15 protein-coding genes, 1 tRNA gene and 1 pseudogene are annotated in these 15864 nt (G+C 69.0%); 8 read left to right on the top strand and 9 right to left on the bottom strand.

All coding sequences use genetic code 11. The features are described 5' to 3' along the window. The first annotated feature begins 67 nt into the window (after nt 1-67). On the top strand, nt 68-1795 hold the full coding sequence (locus tag JWP54_RS12360) for a bifunctional 3'-5' exonuclease/DNA polymerase (protein WP_297372519.1): 1728 nt from the start codon (nt 68-70) through the stop codon (nt 1793-1795). A gap of 20 nt (nt 1796-1815) precedes the next feature. Here JWP54_RS12360 and JWP54_RS12355 read toward each other — a convergent pair whose 3' ends face one another. Further along, nucleotides 1816-2397: a PadR family transcriptional regulator gene (locus JWP54_RS12355; protein ID WP_297372517.1), complete on the bottom strand. Its 582-nt coding sequence runs from the start codon at nt 2395-2397 to the stop codon at nt 1816-1818. A 256-nt stretch (nt 2398-2653) separates the two neighbouring features. On the opposite strand from JWP54_RS12355, the gene JWP54_RS12350 reads away from it, so the two are divergent. Further along, entirely contained in the window at nt 2654-3175 is a 522-nt protein-coding gene (locus JWP54_RS12350; protein ID WP_297372515.1) for a DUF3145 domain-containing protein, read from the top strand. A 41-nt stretch (nt 3176-3216) separates the two neighbouring features. Here JWP54_RS12350 and JWP54_RS12345 read toward each other — a convergent pair whose 3' ends face one another. From JWP54_RS12345 to aceE, 6 genes are all read right to left on the bottom strand, one after another. Continuing rightward, nucleotides 3217-4452 (bottom strand): beta-ketoacyl synthase, encoded by a 1236-nt coding sequence (locus tag JWP54_RS12345; protein WP_297372513.1) that lies wholly within the window; start codon nt 4450-4452, stop codon nt 3217-3219. A gap of 111 nt (nt 4453-4563) precedes the next feature. Continuing rightward, nucleotides 4564-4812 (bottom strand): acyl carrier protein, encoded by a 249-nt coding sequence (locus tag JWP54_RS12340; protein WP_022883990.1) that lies wholly within the window; start codon nt 4810-4812, stop codon nt 4564-4566. Between the two features lie 62 nt (nt 4813-4874). Beyond that, the gene (locus JWP54_RS12335; RefSeq protein ID WP_297372508.1) at nt 4875-5876 is read right to left on the bottom strand and encodes a beta-ketoacyl-ACP synthase III; all 1002 of its coding nucleotides are present in this window, start codon (nt 5874-5876) and stop codon (nt 4875-4877) included. A 30-nt stretch (nt 5877-5906) separates the two neighbouring features. Continuing rightward, nucleotides 5907-6827 (bottom strand): ACP S-malonyltransferase, encoded by a 921-nt coding sequence (locus JWP54_RS12330; RefSeq protein ID WP_297372506.1) that lies wholly within the window; start codon nt 6825-6827, stop codon nt 5907-5909. Between the two features lie 105 nt (nt 6828-6932). Beyond that, nucleotides 6933-8093: a CdaR family transcriptional regulator gene (locus JWP54_RS12325; RefSeq protein ID WP_297372504.1), complete on the bottom strand. Its 1161-nt coding sequence runs from the start codon at nt 8091-8093 to the stop codon at nt 6933-6935. Nucleotides 8094-8143: 50 nt separating this feature from the next. Next, entirely contained in the window at nt 8144-10870 is a 2727-nt protein-coding gene (gene aceE / locus JWP54_RS12320) for a pyruvate dehydrogenase (acetyl-transferring), homodimeric type (RefSeq protein ID WP_297372502.1), read from the bottom strand. A 245-nt stretch (nt 10871-11115) separates the two neighbouring features. Between aceE and JWP54_RS12315 the strand changes: the two genes are divergently transcribed. The 5 genes from JWP54_RS12315 (at nt 11116) to JWP54_RS12295 (ending at nt 13676) form a co-directional block, all read left to right on the top strand. After that, nucleotides 11116-11595: a peroxiredoxin gene (locus tag JWP54_RS12315; RefSeq protein WP_297372500.1), complete on the top strand. Its 480-nt coding sequence runs from the start codon at nt 11116-11118 to the stop codon at nt 11593-11595. A gap of 58 nt (nt 11596-11653) precedes the next feature. Then, a tRNA-Val gene (locus JWP54_RS12310) sits at nt 11654-11729 on the top strand. Nucleotides 11730-11806: 77 nt separating this feature from the next. Further along, nucleotides 11807-12538: a GAF and ANTAR domain-containing protein gene (locus tag JWP54_RS12305; RefSeq protein ID WP_297372497.1), complete on the top strand. Its 732-nt coding sequence runs from the start codon at nt 11807-11809 to the stop codon at nt 12536-12538. 7 nt (nt 12539-12545) lie between these two features. Beyond that, on the top strand, nt 12546-13256 hold the full coding sequence (locus tag JWP54_RS12300) for a GAF and ANTAR domain-containing protein (RefSeq protein WP_297372495.1): 711 nt from the start codon (nt 12546-12548) through the stop codon (nt 13254-13256). Between the two features lie 81 nt (nt 13257-13337). Further along, nucleotides 13338-13676: a hypothetical protein gene (locus tag JWP54_RS12295; protein WP_297372493.1), complete on the top strand. Its 339-nt coding sequence runs from the start codon at nt 13338-13340 to the stop codon at nt 13674-13676. A gap of 45 nt (nt 13677-13721) precedes the next feature. Here JWP54_RS12295 and JWP54_RS12290 read toward each other — a convergent pair whose 3' ends face one another. Both JWP54_RS12290 and JWP54_RS12285 read right to left on the bottom strand, forming a co-directional pair. Continuing rightward, a complete protein-coding gene (locus JWP54_RS12290; RefSeq protein ID WP_297372491.1) occupies nt 13722-14582 on the bottom strand; it encodes a universal stress protein in 861 nt (286 codons plus the stop codon). Next, entirely contained in the window at nt 14579-15442 is an 864-nt protein-coding gene (locus JWP54_RS12285) for a universal stress protein (RefSeq protein WP_297372489.1), read from the bottom strand. The genes JWP54_RS12290 and JWP54_RS12285 overlap by 4 nt, the downstream gene beginning before the upstream one ends. A 151-nt stretch (nt 15443-15593) precedes the next feature. Here JWP54_RS12285 and JWP54_RS12280 point away from each other — a divergent pair. Beyond that, a pseudogene (locus tag JWP54_RS12280) lies at nt 15594-15864 on the top strand (hypothetical protein); the annotation flags it as partial.

Genomic DNA, 15864 nt, shown 5'->3' with positions numbered 1-15864 from the left:
CCCCGAAAGTAGCAGCCATGCTCATTCCGGTCGCGATCTTCCCCCTGGGTGCGACCTGTACCTCCTGGTGACCCGGACCGGGGCGGACCTCCTGCGGGTCAGAGCGCTCGACGACCGGGGGGCGTCGACCGGACTGGACCGGCTCCTGTCCGAGGCTGAGTTCCGGGACTTCGCCGCCGACAGCGAACAGCACCAGCCGCGGTGGGTGTTCGCCGACACGGCACGGCTGTATCCCCTGCTGCTGGCGGGCGGAGTGCGCCTCAAGCGGGCGCACGACCTGCGGCTGTGCCACGCGATCCTGCGCCTGGCCGAGGCGAGCGCGCACAGCGCACTGGCCAATGCGCCAGCCGGCCGCTGGGACCAGGCACCGCCGGTCGCCGTGGCGGCGCCCACCACCGGCACGACCCTGTTCGACCTCGAGCCCGACGAACCCGCCGCCGGGGAGGGCGCCGGACCCGAGGACGGCCTGACGGAGTTCAAGGCCCAGCTCGATGCTGTGCGGACGGCGGCGGAGCCGGGCCGGTTACGGCTGCTGCTCGCCGCGGAATCCGTCGGGGCGCTCATCGCCGCGGAGATGCAGTTCGCCGGACTGCCCTGGCAGAGCGCCATCCACGACCGGCTGCTCACCGCCGAGCTCGGGCCGCGGGTGCCGGCCGGGCTTCGCCCCGAGCGTCTCGAAGACCTGGCCGCCGGCATCCGCGCGGCACTCGGCGATCACACCATCAACCCGGACTCTCCGCCGGAGCTGCTCCGGGCCCTGAACCGGGCCGGAGTGACGACAGCGTCGACGCGCGCCTGGGAGCTGCAGAGAATCGATCACCCCGTCATCGAGCCCCTGCTACGGTACAAGAAGCTGGCCAGGCTGCTGAGCAACAACGGCTGGTACTGGATGGAGAGCTGGATCATCAACGATCGATTCCACCCGGAATACCTGCCGGGCGGTGTGGTGACCGGCCGATGGGCGACCAGGGGCGGAGGTGCCCTGCAGTTGCCGCGGCAGGTACGCGGAGCCGTGGTCGCCGACCCCGGTTGGACGTTCGTGGTGGCGGATGCCGCCCAGCTCGAGCCGCGGATCCTCGCGGCCCTGTCCCACGACACGGCCATGGCGACCGCCGGTCGTGGCACCGACCTCTACGCCGGCATCGTCGCCAGCGGCGTCGTGGAGACCAGGGCGCACGCAAAGGTCGCCATGCTCGGCGCCATGTACGGGGCGACCTCCGGTGAGAGCGGCCGGCTGCTGCCTCGGCTCGCGCGCGCCTACCCACGGGCACTGGCGCTCACCGAGGCCGCCGCACGGGCCGGGGAGCGCGGGGATGTCGTGAGCACCCGGCTTGGCCGGTCTTCACCGCGCCCCGGGGCCGCCTGGCAGGATGACCAGGGCCGGGCCACCGAGGCCGGCGCGACCGCCGGCGACGAACGCCGCGCCCGCAGCCAGGCCAGGGACTGGGGCCGGTTCACCCGCAACTTCATCGTGCAGGGCAGCGCCGCCGAGTGGGCGCTGTGCTGGATGGCGGAGATCCGGAAGGGGCTCTGGGACCTACCCGGCATCGCCGAAGCCGGCAACGCGTCAGGAGAGCCGGGAGGGCCGGGAGCGAACCCGTTCCTCGCGGCACCGCACCTGGTCTTCTTCCTGCACGACGAGGTCATCGTGCACACCCCGGCCGCGCTGGCGGACAGGGTGGCGACGATCGTGACGGCGGCGGCGGCGACCGCTGGCCGGCTGCTCTTCGGCGACTTCCCGGTGGACTTCCCGCTCACGTGCGTGATCGTGGACAGCTACGCGGACGCGAAATAGGCGGCGCGTTCCGGTTCGGGTCAGAGAGCCGGGGTGAGGGCGGGACGACGGCCGCGCTTGGGGCGCTCCAGGCTCAGCTCACGGTGGAAGACCTCGTCGCCGGACGCGGCCAGGCGGGCGCTCACGGTGTCCAGCCAGGTGAGCGCGGCGTGAGCCAGGGCGTCGTCGGCGGCGAGGCTCAATCCGGCCAGGCCCCCGGCGTCGTGGAGACGGGCCGGGGTCTGGGCATCGGACCGAAGCCGGGCCGCCCAGGCCTCACGGTAGTCGCCGACGATGGCGCCGACGTCGACGTCGGGCAATGACGAGGCGATCAGGACCCGCTCGAGCATCTCGTTCCAGTCCTCACCCGCGGAACTCGTCGTGCCATGCAGCCAGGCCACGGCCTCGGATCGACCGCCGACGGTGAGCCGGTACAACGGAAGCCCATCTGTCGTGCTGCCGGCGGATTCGACGGCACCCTGGGCGACCAGGCGCTCAAGGGTGCCGTAGATCTGGCCGACGTTGACACTCCGCCGCCCCGCGGTACGTGCGCCGAGCTCGCCGTGCAGTTGGAACCCGTAGGCGGGACCCATGGTCAGGATCGACAGCAGTGAGCTGCGCACGGACACGGGGCCTCCGGAGGGTCGGGACGAGTAATGCTATACCGAATATACATAACGCGATGGTGCTTCTCCAACCGGACCCGCCGCCAGGGTTGCCGCGGTGGCCCCGTGCCTCATTGTGAGTTCCCGGGTCCGTGGGGCATAATTCAGCTAATACCGCTCCGCCGGCTCGTGTTCCGCGGAAAACCTGGTGGTTGCAGTTCGAGAACGTTGGGGAAGACGCACCTCGATCAACAACCAGGGAACGGAGAACACGATGACGGCACCCCACACTCGTCTGGCACCGACAGCACGGGGCGTTTTGTATGTCCACTCGTCGCCGCATGCTCTCTGCCCACACGTGGAGTGGGCCGCCAGTCGTGCCCTCGGCGAGCCAGTCAGCTTCGACTGGAGCGAGCAGCCGGTCCTCGCCGGCGCCCAGCGGGCCGAGTACTTCTGGGAGGGCCCGGCCGGCACCGGGGCGGCCCTGACGTCCGCCCTGCTGGGGTGGGACCACCTGCGGTTCGAGGTGACGGAAGACCCGGGTCCCGGCCGGGACGGCGGGCGCTGGCTGCACACCCCGGCCTTGGGCATCCACTTCGCCCAGACCGACACGGCCGGTAACGTCGTGCTGCCGGAGGACCGGGTGCGCACGGCCATCCAGGCCGCCGGCGTGGACTCCACGGTTCTACACCGGGAGCTGGCCAGGGCGCTCGGTCAGGCCTGGGACGACGAACTGGAGGTTTTCCGGCACGCCGGTGACTTCACCAGCGTGGTCTGGCTGCACCGGGTGGGCTGACCGGCCCGATCGGACCGGCCCGCCCACGGGGTGTCGGTGGCTCAGACCGAGCGGAACGCGACGACGGCGTTGTGGCCGCCGAAGCCGAAGGAGTTGCTGATCGCCAGCAGGTCTCCGGAGCCCAGGGCGCGAGGCGAGGTCACGACATCCAGCGGAATCGCCGGGTCCTGCTCCGTCAGGTTGATCGTCGGCGGCAGGATGCGCTCCGCGAGGGCCTTGACCGTGAACAGGGCCTCGATCGCGCCGGCGCCACCGAGCAGGTGGCCGGTGGACGCCTTCGTGGCCGAAACCGGGATGCCGTCGAGCAGGTCGCCGAAGACCCGTCGCAGAGCGTTGTACTCCGCGATGTCGCCGACCGGAGTGCTGGTGGCGTGGGCGTTGATGTGCATCACATCGGACAGGTCGGCTCCGGCATTGCGGATCGACTCGATCATGGCACGCGCGGCGGCGGATCCCTCCGGGTCAGGTGCCGTGATGTGGTACGCGTCGCTGGTGATCGAACCGCCGAGCAGCTCCGCGTAGATGTGCGCGCCACGGGCCAGCGCGTGCTCTTCGGTCTCGACGACCAGGGCGGCTGCGCCCTCACCGAGGACGAAGCCGTCGCGGGTGATGTCGTAGGGGCGCGATGCCGTTGCGGGATCGTCGTTGCGCTTGGACAGCGCCTGCATGGCCGCAAAGGAGGCAATCGGGAGCGGGTGGATGGCCGCCTCGGAGCCGCCGGCGATGACGATGTCAGCGAGGCCGGCCTGCAGCCGGTTGTAGGCGTTCACGAGGGATTCGGTGCTGGAGGCGCAGGCGGAGACCACGGTGGTGATGCCGGCACGGGCGTGCAGGTCCATTCCGATCGCCGCCCCGGGGCCGTTCGGCATCAGCATCGGCACGGTCATGGGCAGCACCCGCCGCGGGCCGCGTTCGCGCAGGGTGTCCCACGCGTCCAGCAGGGTCCAGACGCCGCCGATGCCGGTGGCCCAGTCCACGGCGAGCCGTTCGGGTTCGACCTCGGGCTCGCCGGCGTCTGCCCAGGCTTCCCGCCCGGCGATGAGGGCGAACTGGCTCGACGGGTCGAGCCGCTTGGTTTCCTGTCTGGCGAGCACATCGCCCGGGCGGACCCGGGCCTGTGCGGCGAAGGTGATGGGGAGCTGGGTGCGCTCGACCCACTCATAGTCGAGGGTGGATGCGCCGGACTCGCCGGCGAGCAGGGCGTTCCAGGTGTCTGTGGCGGTTCCGCCGAGCGGGGAGGTGGCACCCAGGCCCGTGACAACGATTTTTTTGGTCATAACAACGACTCTCCGTGAGAACGTGCGCGAAGCGAGGTGGAAACCCCGGATGGAGCGTCCCTGGAGAACGGGCCGGGCAGCTTGTGCCGTCCGGCCCGTTCGGGCGTGGACCTAGTCCTGGGCCTTGACGATGAACTCGACGGCGTCGCCGACGGTCTTGAGGTTCTTGACCTCTTCGTCGGGGATCTTGACGTCGAACTTTTCCTCAGCGTTGACGACGATGGTCATCATCGAGATGGAATCGATGTCCAGATCGTCGGTGAACGACTTGTCCAGCTCAACCGTGTCGGTTGCGATGCCCGTCTCGTCGTTGATGAGCTCGGCCAGGCCGGCAAGAACTTCTTCGGTGGACAATGCCATGTTGTTTCTCCTTGGGGGGTGTCTCGTTTGACCGAGACTCAGTTTAGAGGGACAGGGGGAGGCTACGGCAGCACAACTACTTGCGCGCCGTAAACCAGGCCGGCTCCGAAGCCGATCTGGAGGGCGAGACCGCCGCTGAGCTCGGGGTGTTCCTCGAGCAGGCGGTGGGTGGCGAGGGGGATCGACGCGGCTGAGGTGTTCCCGGTCGTGGCGATGTCACGGGCGATGACGACGGATTCCGGCAACTTCAGCTGCTTGGCGAACTCGTCGACGATGCGCATATTCGCCTGGTGCGGGATGAACGCGGCCAGCTGGTCCGCGGTGATGCCCGCGGCGGCCAGGGTCTGCTTGGCGATCTTGGCCATGTCCCAGACCGCCCAGCGGAAGACGGTCTGGCCCTCCTGGCGGAGCGTGGGCCATTCCTTCTCGCCGCGGCGGTATTCCTGCAGGGTGGCGTTCATGCCGACGGCGTCCGGGCGCCCGTCCGAGCCCCACACCGAGGCGGAGATGCCCGGGAACTCGCTCGGGCCGATGACGACGGCGCCGGCGCCGTCGCCGAGAAGGAACGAGATGCTCCGGTCGGTGCCGTCGACCATGTCGGAGAGTTTCTCCGCACCGATGACCAGGGCATAGTGCGCGGCCCCGGACCGGATCAGGGCGTCGGCCTGGGCGACACCGTAGGCGTAGCCGGCGCAGGCGGCGTTCAGGTCGAAGGCGGCGGCAGGGACGGCGCCGATTCGTTCGGCCACGACGGCGGCCATCGACGGGGTCTGCCGGCCATTGCTGATGGTGGCGATGATGATGGCGTCGATCTGCGAGGCGTCGATGCCGCTCTTCGCGATGGCTTCGAGGGCCGCGGTGGTGGCCAGGTCGACGGCGTCCACGTCCTTGCTGGCGCGGGTGCGGGTGATAATGCCGGTGCGCTGCTGGATCCACTCATCGGACGAGTCGATCGGCCCGACCAGGTCGTTGTTGGGGACGACAAGGTCACCGCGGGCGGCCCCGACGGCGAGGATGCGCGTGTACTGGGCGCCCTGGGACTGCAGGAGGTGTGGCTGTGTCATTCTTCTCTTCCGGTGGCGATTATGGCTGATTCAGGCCTGTTGGTCGATCAGATCGTAAGCAGCGGGCAGGTCATCGGGGGTCTTGATGGCCACGGTCGGGATGCCGCGGAGGGCACGCTTGGCCAGGCCCACGAGGGCGCCGGCGGGGGCGACCTCGATGATTCCGGTGACGCCGGCATCCGTGAACGCCTGCATGCACAGGTCCCACCGTACCGGCGACGAGACCTGGCCGACGAGCAGGTCCACGAATGCGGACCCGTCCAAGATCAGGCCGCCGTCGGCGTTGGTCCAGAGCGGCAGGGTCGCCGCGGTGGGGGAGAGCCGGCCGGCCACCTCGGTGAGGTGCTGCACGGCGGGAAGCATGTGGCGGGTGTGGAACGCGCCGGCGACCTGCAGCGGGATGACCCGGGACTTCGCGGGCGGATCCGAGGCCAGGGCGGCGAGGGCGTCGAGGTCGCCCGCGACGACGATCTGGCCACCGCCGTTGAAGTTGGCCGGCTCCAGGCCCAGGGCGGCGAGCCGGGCGAGCAGCTCGGCCTCGTCGCCGCCGAGGACGGCGCTCATGCCCGTGGGGGAGGCGGCGGCGGCGGCCTTCATGGACCGGCCGCGTTCGCCGACGAAGGTGAGGGCGTCGGCGGTGCTGAGGACGCCGGCTCCGACCGCAGCGGTGATCTCGCCCACGGAGTGCCCGGCGATGCCGCCGACGGCGGCGCGCCGACCGTCGGCGAACAGCGCGCCGAGGGTCAGGACGCCGGCGGCGACGATGAGGGGTTGCGCGATCGCGGTGTCACGGATCGTGTCGGCGTCGCCGACGGTGCCGGCCGAGACAAGATCAGTCCCGGCCTGTTCCGACATGGCGCGCAGCGCGTCGGCAAAGGCGGGGTTCGCCAGCCAGGCTTCGAGGAAACCAGGTGTTTGTGAACCCTGACCGGGACAGACGACAACAAGCATTTCCTAAGTCTCCCAACTTGGGCGAGGCAGCGTGTGTGGACAATCTACCGACTATCGATGATCCGTTTGTGCGATAACGCAATGCTGGTCGGTTGTGCCGGTTGGTCAGCGCCGCCGGCTGGACCCGTCGTGGTCGCTGATCGAACCGATGATCAGTGCGGCCTGCAGGATCAGGGCCTCCCGGGCGCCGGTGGCGTCGTAGCCGATGACCTCCGAGACTCGTTTGAGCCGGTAGCGCACGGTATTGGGGTGTACGAACAGCTCCCGGGCGGTGGCCTCGAGGGACCGGCCGTTGTCGAGGTAGCACCACAGGGTGGTCAACAGCTCGGTGGAGTGCGCCTGCAATGGGCGGTAGATGCGGTGGATGAGGGTGGCGCGGGCGAGCGGATCGCCGGCCAGGGCGCGTTCGGGGAGCAGGTCGTCGGCGGCGACGGGCCGCGGAGCGTTCCGCCAGGACCGTGCGACGGCGAAACCGGCCAGTGCCGCCTTGGCGCTCTTGGACGCGTCCACCAGGTTGGCCACCTCGTGGCCGAGGACCAGGTGGCCAGGACCGAAGCTGGGCTCCAACTGCAGGGCGATGTCCATGAAGCTGAGCGTGGTCGTTCCCGCGGCCTCGTCGGACTCCGGCGTGATCGGGTGCGCACGGCCGATGACGAGGACCAGCCGGTTGCCCTGGACGCCGATGAGGACGTCCGCGGTCATGTGCCGGGCGGACCGGCGCAGCTGGTCGACGTCGAGCATTTTCGGGGTGGTGCCGACCAGCACACAGACCTCGCCGTGGCCGTGCCAGCCCAGCGCCGCGATCCGGCTGGGCAGTTCGTCGTCGTACTCGCCGCTGAGGATGGAGTCGACCACGAGTGCTTCGAGCCTGGCATCCCAGAGGCCGCGGGCTTCGGCGGCCCGGGCGTACACATCCGCCGCTCCGAACGCGATCTCGCGGGAGTACAGCAGGATGGCCTCGCGGAGCGCCTCCGAGCCGTCCTTGACGCGTTCCTCGACCACCTCGACGGTGACGCGGATCAACTGCAGCGTCTGCTGCAGGCTGACCGAACGGAGGAGTTCGCGCGGAGCGGCGCCGAAGACGTCCGCGGCGATCCACGGCGTCGAGCGCGGGTCGTCGTACCAGGAGATGAACGACGTGATGCCGGCCTGGGCGACCAGGCCGACGGCGGACCGCCGCCCTGGCGGCATATCGCCATACCAGGGCAGCGTGTCCTCGAGCCGTTTCAGCGTCGCCGTGGACAGCTCACCGGAAATCGTGCGCAACCAGGTGAGAGTCGCATCCTTTGTCTTCGGCGCCGCAGCCACGGGGGCGGTTAGCTCTCGCCACCGGCCGAGCCGGTGTTACCGGCCGAGACGTCGTGCAGGCGGTACTTGTCGATCGCCTGCTGGATGACGCTTCGGTCCAGTTCGCCACTGTTCGCCAGCTGCTGCAGGGTGCGCACCACGATGGACGGACTGTCGATCTTGAAGAACCGACGGGCCGCCGGACGGGTGTCCGAGAAGCCGAAGTCGTCGGCGCCGAGCGTCGCGAAGTCGCCGGGCACGAACTGCCGGATCTGGTCGGGCACCGCGTGCATGAAGTCGGACACCGCCACGAACGGGCCCGCCGTGTCGGCGAGCTTGTCCGTCACGTATGCGGTGCGCGGCTCCTCGTTCGGGAAGAGGAAGTTGTGCTCCTCGGCGGCGAGGCCGTCCCTGCGCAGCTCCGACCACGACGTGACCGACCAGACGTCCGCGGACACGCCCCAGTCGGCGGCGAGCAGGGCCTGGGCTTCGAGCGCCCACGGCACCGACACGCCGGAGGCCAGCAGCTGGGCCTTCGGCCCGGCCTGGGTGGACTCCGACACCCGGTGGATACCGCGGATGATGCCGTCGACGTCCACATCGCTCGGTTCGACCGGCTGCACCTGCGGCTCGTTGTACACCGTGATGTAGTACATGACGTTCGGATCGGTGTGGCTGCCGCCGTACATCCGCTCGAGGCCGGAACGCACGATGTGCCCGATCTCGTAACCGAACGCGGGGTCGTAAGACACCACGGCCGGGTTGGTCGACGCGAGCAACGGCGAGTGACCGTCGGCGTGCTGCAGGCCTTCACCGGTGAGGGTGGTGCGGCCGGCGGTGGCGCCGATCATGAAGCCACGGGTCATCTGGTCACCGGCGGCCCACATGGCGTCGCCGGTGCGCTGGAAGCCGAACATCGAGTAGAACACGTACACCGGGATCAGCGGTTCGCCCTGGGTGGAGTAGGACGTTCCGACGTTCGTGAACGCGGCAAGGGCGCCGGCCTCGTTGATGCCGACATGGATGATCTGGCCCTGCGGGCTCTCCTTGTAGGCGAGGAGCTGGGCGTGGTCCACCGACGTGTAGTGCTGGCCGTTGGGGTTGTAGATCTTCGCGTTCGGGAAGAACGCGTCGATGCCGAAGGTGCGGGCCTCGTCGGGGATGATCGGCACGATGCGGTGGCCGAAGTCCTTCGAGCGCAGCAGCTCCTTGAGCAGCCGCACGAACGCCATGGTGGTGGCGATCTCCTGCGTGCCGGAGCCCTTCTTGGTGACGGCGTAGGTGGAGTCGTCCGGCAGGTTGATCTGCGTGTACGTGGTGCGACGCTCCGGCAGGTAACCGCCGAGCGCGCGGCGGCGCTCGTGCAGGTACTGGATCGCCTCGTCGCCGTCGCCGGGGGTGTAGTACGGCGGCTGGTACGGGTTCGCCTCGAGCTGCGCGTCCGTGATGGGCACGTGCATGCTGTCGCGGAACGTCTTGAGGTTGTCCAGCGTCATCTTCTTCATCTGGTGCGTCGCGTTGCGGCCCTCGAAGCTCGGGCCGAGGCCGTAACCCTTGACGGTCTTCGCGAGGATGACGGTCGGCTGGCCCTTGTGCTCCGAGGCGGCCTTGAACGCGGCGTAGACCTTGCGGTAGTCGTGGCCACCGCGCTTGAGGTTCCAGACCTGGTCGTCGGTGTAGCCCTCGACAAGCTTGAGCGCGCGCGGGTCCCGGCCGAAAAAGTTCTCACGCACATAGGCGCCGCTCTCGGCCTTGTAGGTCTGGTAGTCGCCGTCGGTGGTGACGTTCATCAGGTTAAGCAGCGCGCCATCGGTGTCGCGGGAGAGCAGGTCGTCCCACTCGCGGCCCCAGACCACCTTGATGACGTTCCACCCGGCGCCGCGGAAGAAGCTTTCGAGCTCCTGGATGATCTTGCCGTTGCCGCGCACCGGGCCGTCGAGGCGCTGGAGGTTGCAGTTGACGATGAAGTTGAGGTTGTCGAGGCCCTCATTGGCGGCGACCTGCAGCTGACCACGGCTCTCCACCTCGTCCATCTCGCCGTCGCCGAGGAACGCCCAGACCTGCTGGTCGCTGGCGTCCTTGATACCGCGGTTGGTGAGGTACCGATTCAGCTGCGCCTGGTAGATCGCGTTGATCGGGCCCAGGCCCATCGAGACCGTCGGAAACTGCCAGAACTCCGGCATCAGCCGCGGGTGCGGGTACGACGAGATGCCGTCGGGTGCGTGGGACTTCTCCTGCCGGAAACCGTCGAGCTGATTGGCGCTCAGGCGGCCCTCGAGGAAGGCTCGGGCATAGGTTCCGGGGGAGGCGTGGCCCTGGATGAAGATCTGGTCGCCGCCGCCCGGGTGGTCCTGGCCGCGGAAGAAGTGGTTGAAGCCGATCTCGTAGAGGGCGGCGGATGACGCGTACGTCGAAATATGGCCACCGACAGCGATACCGGGGCGCTGGGCGCGGTGCACGAGCACGGCGGCGTTCCAACGGATCCAGGCGCGGTAGCGCCGTTCGATGTCCTCATCGCCGGGGAACTCAGGCTCGTTGGCCGAGGCGATGGTGTTGATGTAGTCCGTGGTCGGAACCATCGGAACGTTCAGGTGCAATTCCTTGGACCGCTTGAGCAGGCTCAACATGATCTCGCGCGCGCGGCCGGGGCCGTTGGCCGCGACGAGCGCATCGAGCGATTGCGACCATTCGGCTGTCTCGGCCGGATCGGCGTCCGAGTTGTCCATTGAGTACGGGTCCTGGTCGTTGACAGTCACACTCGACCTCTTTCTGTAGGGCAGATCGTGTGGGGATAAAGATCATGCCTGGTTAGGCGTGCCGGACAGAGCAAGGTCGGATCACGACCGAAAGGCACCCCGTCAGCCTAGTGATTCTTACTGGGAAGCGCGTACGGGTCCGCGCGTACGGATCGGTCCCGGGTTGGTGATGCCGCATGCGCGGGACTAGGCTGCACTCTCGGATTCAGCCATCGTTCCCCGGTGGCCGGAAAGGACACCCACCCATGGCTCTGGAGAACGACACCCAGGCACCCGACTTCGAGCTCATCAGCCAGTTCGGCGAGCGCATCCAGCTCAGCCGGTACCGTGGCCGGAAATCCGTCGCTCTGGTGTTCTTCCCCCTGGCCTTCTCCGGCATCTGCAGCGATGAGCTCTGCGAGCTCCGCGACAACCTGGCGCTGTTCGCCGACAACAGCGTCGAACTGATCGGCATCTCGGTGGACTCCCGGCACACGCTGCGCGCCTGGGGCGATCGGGAAGGGTACGGCTTCACGCTGCTGGCCGACTTCTGGCCGCACGGCGCGGTGGCCAAGGAATACGGAGTCTTCCTCGAGGATAAGGGTTTCGCCAACCGGGCGACATTCCTGATCGACGTGAATGGCATCATCCGGGCGAGCTTCATCACCGCGCCCGGTGAGGCACGTTCGCTGACCGCCTACCGGGCCGCGCTGGACGAACTGCACCCGACGCCGTCGCCGGTGTGACACGAGCCGGCTCGTTTGTCGGTAAGCTTTTAGCCATCCTGTTCCGGTTATCCGGTCGGGGCCTTTAGCTCAGTTGGTAGAGCGCCACGTTTACACCGTGGATGTCATCGGTTCGAGCCCGGTAGGGCCCACCAGAACACAAATGCGCGGTGTCGGGTAGGTGCGAGGTTCCTCATGGCCGGATGGGCGCGGGCACGCAATGAGAACGGCCATGTCTGACCGGCAGGCCTTCGGGGGCGCGGTCGCAGCCCTCTCGAGCGCGTTCGAGCGTCGCGCCAGCCTGTGCGGTCCTTTCCTGAGGGCGTTGCCGGTCACCGGTGCGGCCATCTCCACGCTGGGGCCCCCGTTCGGCAGCGAGACGGTGTGCGCGAGCGATCCCGCCGCGGCCCGCATCGACGAACTCCAGTTCGACCTCGGGGAGGGGCCGTGTTGGGACGCCCTGGCCACCAGGCGGCCCGTGCTGACCGCTGACCTGCAGCGGGAGGGCACGCGCTGGCCGCTGTTCAGGGAGGCCCTCGGCCCCGCCCGGCCGGGCGCACTGTTCGCGTTCCCGCTGGCTCTGGGCTCGCTGAACATCGGGGCCGTCGACCTGTACAGCAGGCGGCCTGGGGCGCTGACCAAGGCTCAGGTCGTCGACGCGAGCGCACTGTCGGGAATCTGCGCCCGCCAGGTCCTCCGCCGATCCCTCGCCGACCTGCCGGTCCCTGAGCCCGAGGACGGTGAGTCCGGGCACGGTTTTTCCCGGAGGGAGGTGCACCAGGCCACCGGCATGGTCCTCGCCCAACTGAGCGTGAATGCAGCCGATGCCCTGCTGGTCATCAACGGCTACGCGTTCGCCAGGGGTCGCACGGTCCGGGAGGTCGCCGCCGACATCGTCGCCCGCAGGATCGATCTCCGCAGCGAATGGACCGGCCCGGCCGAGCCCCTGCCCGAGTCATTATGATGGTGTGATGGCGACCAAGACCCGTGAAGGCCAACTCGTTGAGGCCTTCGTGACGCTCGCCGACACGCTCGTCGTCGGCTACGATCTCGTGGACCTGCTGCACACCCTGGTGGGGCAGTGCGTTCCGTTGTTCGACGCCTCGGCCGCCGGCATCATCCTCACCGACGACACCGAGCTCGAAGTGGTCGCCTCGACCAACGAGCGCAGCCGGCTCGTCGAGATCCTTCAGTTGCGAAGCGGCAGTGGTCCGTGCGTGGAGAGCGTGGTCACCGGTCGCGCCGTCGCGGTGCCCGACATCGACGCCTCCGGGACCACGTGGCCCAGGTTTCGGGCCGGCGCCCTCGAGCAGGGCTTCCACTCGATGTTCTCCGTTCCCATGCGGCTGCGCTCGACCACGATCGGGTCGCTAAACCTCTTTTGGGATCGCACCGGGGGACTGCCGGCCGCTGACGCGCCGACCGTCCAAGCGCTGGCCGACGTCGCGACCATCGGCATCCTGCAGGAGCGCGCGTTGCGGCAGAGTGACAGCGCGCGGCAACAGTTGCAGTTCGCCCTGAGCAGCAGGGTGGTCATCGAGCAGGCGAAGGGCGTCGTGTCCTTCACCCACACGGCGAGCATGGATGAGGCGTTCACCATGATCCGCCAGTACGCCCGCTCCAATGGCCTGCCGCTGGCGGAGGTCGCCGCCTCGATCGTCAATGGGGACCTCGCCGTTTAGCTGCGGCGGACGTAGGATGGCGGTACAGCCCCAGACCCCGGTTGCGCCACGTCCAATCTCGGAAGTCTGCAGGGGTGCACCATGAAACGTATTTACCATTCTGGCGGTTCCATCGTCACCGGCAGCGACCTCGCCGACGCGGTGATGCTCTACGCGGAGGCGCTGGGTAACCGGCACGAAACCGACGTCGTCGACATCCCGGTGGTCGCTGAGGACGGTAATACTGGTCGCGCCCAGATCCTCATCGGCGGTTCGACCCAGTTGATGAGCGTGACCAGCGCCGACGACAGCCTGGAACTGACCGAAGCGCGCACCGCCGACGCGATCAGGGACAAGATCCGCGACGGCCCGTTCACCGCCTCACTGGCCTGGGCCGGCGCACCGCTGGGTTCGCCGCAATTCGACGAGTTCGACTACTGACGTTTCGGATACCGACGCCCGTGCGCGCAGCCGCGGATGTGCCCCTCAGACGTTGGCGGTCGCCGCGAGCGCCGCGGCGTCCGAGATGGACCCGGTTCCCCGCGCGATCAGGACCGGCACGTTGATGTTCATCAGCACGTCATGGGTCACCGAACCGATCAGTGCGTGATCCCCGTGCCTGGCGGACACTCCCAGGACCAGCAGCGCGGCGTCGAAGCTGGCATCCAGGAGCGCCTCCGCCGGGTCCCGGTGCGCCACTCGGCGCCGCACGGTGATCCGGTCGGCCGTCGCCGTGGCGACCGCAGCCGCGCTCATCAGCAACCGGGCGGTGTGCGGGTTGCGCTCGTCAACGGCGTCCGAACGCCCGGGGGGCGCGTACACGAGAAGGAGATCCTGGTCGAGGCGGTCCGCCTCCTGGGCTCCGATCCTCACCGCAGCGATGCAGCCGTCGCTGCCGTCGACGCCGACGACCACGTCGTGGCGGGACTCGAGGGTGGTGTCCGGCACGATGGCGACGGAGCACCGGGCGGCTGAGGCTATCTGCACGCTGCGGGAACCGAGCACCCGGCCGCGGAGGAACCCGGTCTTGTGGGTGCCGACGATCAAGAGGTCTTCCGGCTGGGGCAGCCGGGCCAGCTCCCAGGCCGTTCCGCCATGCACGATCCGGGTGCTGAGGGGAACCCCGGTGTGCAGCGCCTGGACCCGCTCGGATTCTTCGACGAGAAGTTCCCGTGCCTGGCGTTCGGCGTCGGCGGCGGCATCGCGGCCGACCAACCCCCATTCATCGTCGACGGTGTTGACGAGCACGACGGCCGCGGTGCGTTCGGCGGCCCGCCGCACTCCCCAGCGGAGCGCGGCCCGGCTCGGCCCGGACCCGTCGACGCCGATGTAGTACGTGGCGGTCATCGCGACGCTCCCGAACGCCCGGCCGGACGTGGGAGGCGGGGGACGATGATGATCGGGCACGGCATGTTGAGCAGCACATCGTGACTCACCGAGCCCAGAATGAGCCCGGCCACCGCGCCGCGGCCGTGGGTGCCCACCACGAGGACGGCGGCGGATGCCGCCTCGGCGACGAGGGCCGGGGCGGCAGCGCCCTGGATCAGTTGACCGGTGGCCGTAATGGCGGGGTGCGAGGACCGCACCTTCGCCGTGGCGTGCTCCAGGATTTCACTGTGCGCCTCGATGAGGGCGTCGAACGGCACCGTCGCGCCGAAGTCCACGCCGAGGGTGGCGGGGATCGACCAGGCGTGGACCAGGGTCAGCGGCAGCCCGAGAGCCGCCGCTTCCGCCGCGGCAACGGCCAGGGGAGCGTCCACGGTGAGGTCGTCCTCGACTCCGACGACGACCATGTCTCCGCCGGCGGTCCAGCCGGCGGGGATCACGGCCACGGGGCAGCCGGCATGGGCGGCCACCCGGAGCGGCAGGGTGCCGTACACGGCGCCGACGAGAGGGCCGGTCTTGTTCGTGCCGATCACCAGGAGCTCGGCGTCGGCCGAGGCCCGCACCAGTTCGTCGACGGGGGCGCCGCGTCGAACGACACTGGTGGTCTTGACCCCGGGAAAGGAGCGTTCGGCGTACGCGGCGGCGTCGGCCAGCGCCCGCTCGTACGCGGGCTGGAAGTCGTCGACGGGGCCGCCGGGCGGCGACCAGCCCAGTTCGACGACAGTGGTCAATTCCAGCGGAAGCGGCGCGGAGCGTGCCCTGGCCAACGCCCAGTCCAGGGCCGCGCGACTCGCGGGACCCCCGTCAACGGCTACGATCACTCGCTCAACCATGAGTTGATCTCCAGTTCTTCCCGGGCTGCGCCGGGAGATGTCACCTATCCAGAATGCGCTGGCCTCCGGGCCACCGAAAGGGCCGAAGGTCCCAGTCAGGTACACTTTGGGCAGCGCCGACCGAAAGGGGACGTATTCTGTGACCGTTCCTGAGACCAGGCTTTCCTTTCCCGACGGCCCGAGGTCGGCCCTGGACCAGGCACTGAGCGAACTCGTCGTGAACGCCCAGAAGGTCCTCGCGACCCAGGGCCGCCTCCGCAGCCTGCTGCAGGCCAGCCAGGCGGTGGTCGAAGAACTCGACCTCGCCGCCGTCCTCCGCCGGATCGTCGACGTCGCCGTCGACCTGGTCGGCGCCCGCTACGGAGCCCTCGGGGTCATCGCCCCCAGCGGCAAGCTCGAGCAGTTCATCC

It is taken from the genome of Cryobacterium sp., assembly GCF_025463825.1.
GTDB lineage: Bacteria > Actinomycetota > Actinomycetes > Actinomycetales > Microbacteriaceae > Cryobacterium.
Note: the sequence above shows the minus strand (reverse complement) of the source record. Positions and strands in the feature narration are given on the sequence as shown.

Coding starts and splice junctions, on each gene's coding strand:
- JWP54_RS12350 (WP_297372515.1), top strand. CDS start 2,654: ATGACGGCACCCCACACTCGTCTGGCACCGACAGCACGGGGCGTTTTG.
- JWP54_RS12345 (WP_297372513.1), bottom strand. CDS start 4,452: ATGACCAAAAAAATCGTTGTCACGGGCCTGGGTGCCACCTCCCCGCTC.
- JWP54_RS12340 (WP_022883990.1), bottom strand. CDS start 4,812: ATGGCATTGTCCACCGAAGAAGTTCTTGCCGGCCTGGCCGAGCTCATC.
- JWP54_RS12335 (WP_297372508.1), bottom strand. CDS start 5,876: ATGACACAGCCACACCTCCTGCAGTCCCAGGGCGCCCAGTACACGCGC.
- JWP54_RS12330 (WP_297372506.1), bottom strand. CDS start 6,827: ATGCTTGTTGTCGTCTGTCCCGGTCAGGGTTCACAAACACCTGGTTTC.
- JWP54_RS12315 (WP_297372500.1), top strand. CDS start 11,116: ATGGCTCTGGAGAACGACACCCAGGCACCCGACTTCGAGCTCATCAGC.
- JWP54_RS12305 (WP_297372497.1), top strand. CDS start 11,807: ATGTCTGACCGGCAGGCCTTCGGGGGCGCGGTCGCAGCCCTCTCGAGC.
- JWP54_RS12300 (WP_297372495.1), top strand. CDS start 12,546: ATGGCGACCAAGACCCGTGAAGGCCAACTCGTTGAGGCCTTCGTGACG.
- JWP54_RS12295 (WP_297372493.1), top strand. CDS start 13,338: ATGAAACGTATTTACCATTCTGGCGGTTCCATCGTCACCGGCAGCGAC.
- JWP54_RS12290 (WP_297372491.1), bottom strand. CDS start 14,582: ATGACCGCCACGTACTACATCGGCGTCGACGGGTCCGGGCCGAGCCGG.